The 2,900-nt window shown below is 46.3% G+C and carries 2 protein-coding genes; one reads left to right on the top strand and one right to left on the bottom strand.

All coding sequences use genetic code 11. The annotated features are described in order from the left end of the window. A partial coding sequence (infB, locus tag BG32_RS13875; RefSeq protein WP_121527000.1) for a translation initiation factor IF-2 occupies positions 1–1,296 on the top strand: 1,296 nt, incomplete at its 5' end. 1,136 nt (positions 1,297–2,432) lie between these two features. Here infB and BG32_RS13885 read toward each other — a convergent pair. Then, positions 2,433–2,900 (bottom strand): transposase (locus BG32_RS13885; protein WP_147435071.1); only part of this gene is annotated, 468 nt, incomplete at its 5' end.

The following is a 2,900-nucleotide window of genomic DNA, read 5'->3' on the forward strand; positions in this document are numbered from 1 at the left end:
GTTCTTGTTGTCGCGGCGGACGATGGAGTTATGCCACAAACCATAGAGGCATATAACCACGCCAAGACAGCGAACGTTCCCATAATAGTCGCAATAAACAAGATCGATAAACCGAACGCCAATGTTGACCTCACAAAACAGCAGCTTGCTTCAAAGCTTGGACTTGTTCCAGAAGACTGGGGAGGAGATACAGTAATGGTTCCCGTATCTGCCAAGACTGGGAAGGGCGTGGAAGATGTCCTCGAAATGATACTCCTGGTTGCCGAAGTAGCCGATATCAAATGCATCCCGGAAGGAAATGCAAGAGGTATTATAATAGATTCCAGGCTGGACAAGGCAGTGGGCCCGCTAGCTACTCTGGTGATCAAAGATGGGGTGCTGAAACCGGGAAGCTATGTTGTTGCGGGCTCGGCTTCGGGCAGAGTAAAAGCGCTGATAAACGAATATGGAAAGCGTGTTAAGGAGGCTAATCCATCCGACCCGGTACAGATCATTGGTTTTGATGAGGTGCCAGATGTACATAGCATAGTATACGCAGTTGATGATCTCGATACCTCCAGGTCTCTGGCGGACTTTGCGAAAAGTCAAGCCCAGAAAGAGAAATCTGTCACCACCAAACGCCACGTCAGACTCGAAGAGTTCCTGTCAATGACCGGAACCACCGATGAGAAAAAGGAACTTAAGCTTATATTGAAGGCAGATTCTTTTGGTACTGTCGAAGCCCTGAAACAGGCAATGGCTAAGCTTGAGAACAGTGACGTGAAGATTGAAGTAGTTCATTCCGGTATAGGTTCAGTGAATTCGAGTGACGTGATGCTTGCATCTGCATCCGACGCAGTTATAATGGGGTTTAAGGTAAAACCCGATGCAATGGCGAGAAAGCAGGCCGAAGTTGAAGGAGTTCAGATAAAGGTCTACGAGATAATCTTCAATCTGATAGACGATTTGAAGAAAGCTCTTGAGGGGCTTTTAGAGCCGGAAGAGGTCGATGAAGTAATCGGTCATGGCCATATAAAGCAGCTTTTCAAAATTAGTAAGGTTGGGACCATTGCCGGTGTACAGATCAACGACGGATATGTATTGAAAAAGGGCAAGATGAGAGTTTACAGAAGAAACGAGGAAGTGGCAGACCTTGCAATAGAAGTCTTAAAACACTACAAGGATGATGTGAGCCGAGTCGACGCCCCAAAAGAGTGCGGAATCAAGGCGGTAGGCTTCGATGATTTCCAGGAAGAAGATCAGTTAGAGTTTCACAGCAAAAAGAGCGTAAAGAGAACAATAGATTTCACCGAATAAGTCCCCGTTAAATGAAAGAGGTCCCTTTATGGGGCCTTTTTTTGCAGATGAGAGGCCTGGACAAAGTGACGTTGGATTCGGAAGAGAAAACTCTTATCTCCAGAGCGTGTCTGGGGACCCGAGTCTGAGTTTGGCGAACAGAAGCGCTGCACCATTCATGATTCCCAGTTCTACCGGGGACGTCGAACATCTGCAACTTCCCATAACTCATTCACTATGTCATCTGATTTATTCCAGGATCTGGAGTTGTAAGACCGTGGTTGGGGGTTCGTAAGAGCAAGAGAGACTGGTTGACCGTTGAGAGGTTCTCCGTTATCCGAGGAAAAGCTGAAGGTGACTAAAAGAAAGGATCATCGAGATTCTGAAACAAGTTCAGCATGGCGCGAAGGGCAGGTATCGATTACAGCGTATGGGGTCTCGTGAAGAGAACCGGCAATCAATTCAGGGATTCAATGCAACTGAGGAAGTTATCCCGACATCGGCTTTGGGAAGTTTCTCACTGCGTCATCCCGAACTTGTTTTGGGATCTTCGTGTTGATCTTATCCAAGAACGAAGAACCTGGACGCGCAGCGTCGGAACGGAGAACTGCTCTTTATAGGGACGGGTCCACGATTTGGGGAAGGACGGTTTTTCACGGCGTACAGCGGGTCTTCGTTCTTTACCGCACAGCGGCTCTTAGGTCGAGATTTTGAAACGAGTTCAGATGACGTAATGTGACGTTTTCGCAATCAAGTAGCACTGTCATCCCGGACTTGATCCGGGATCTGGGCTTATGAGAAACCGTGGTCGGTGGTAGCAGGTGGCGGGTTCGTAAGAGCAAGAGAGACTGGTTGACCGTTGAGAGGTTCTCCGTTCGCAGAGAAGAGCGTATGACCACAGATGGGAAAGAAGTACCATCGAGCTGGAGAGTGGCGGAGCCCCTCGTCCTTTCACAGAACCATGCGTACGGGTCGCGCACACGGCTCATGGATCAAGAATCGGATATTTCGACAGGGGATGATGATATTTTGTCATATCGGCGAGGTTCATCTCTTCAAAGAACCTGTTGGGAATGGCGTAATTGGCTGCTTTTGAGTGAGAAGATGGTTCTGTCTCTTTTTTTGTGTAAACGCCTTTTTTGTAATGGGTTTAAGAATCAGCTTATATACTTAGCTAATCTTTCATACTTTATCACAAGTTGAGTAAGGATCCTGGGCCAATCAGGAGTTCTTACTGTCCATTTCTTTGTTATATTTATTATTGCTAGATAAGCCATCTTTAAGAGAGAAGTATCTGTTGGAAAGACTCCTTTGTTCTTCGTCACCTTTCTGAGTTGTCTATTAACTGATTCAATGGGATTAGTTGTATAAACCAATCTTCTCAGTTCCTCTGGATATTGAAAGAAGGTTGATAGAGTTTCCCAGTTATCCTTCCAGCTTTTTATTGACAAGAGGTATTTGTTCCCCCATTTCTCTTCTAGTGCAAGTAATGCATTCCATCCTGCCTCTCTTGTAGGTGCCTGATAAACCGTCTTTAGATCGTGTGCAAGAGGTTTACGATCCCTCCAGGTAACATATCTCATGGTGTTCCTTATCTGGTGAACTATGCACTTCTGAACCTCAGA

The sequence above is a fragment of the Mesotoga sp. HF07.pep.5.2.highcov genome, from assembly GCF_003666285.1.
In the GTDB taxonomy this organism is placed as follows: domain Bacteria; phylum Thermotogota; class Thermotogae; order Petrotogales; family Kosmotogaceae; genus Mesotoga; species Mesotoga prima.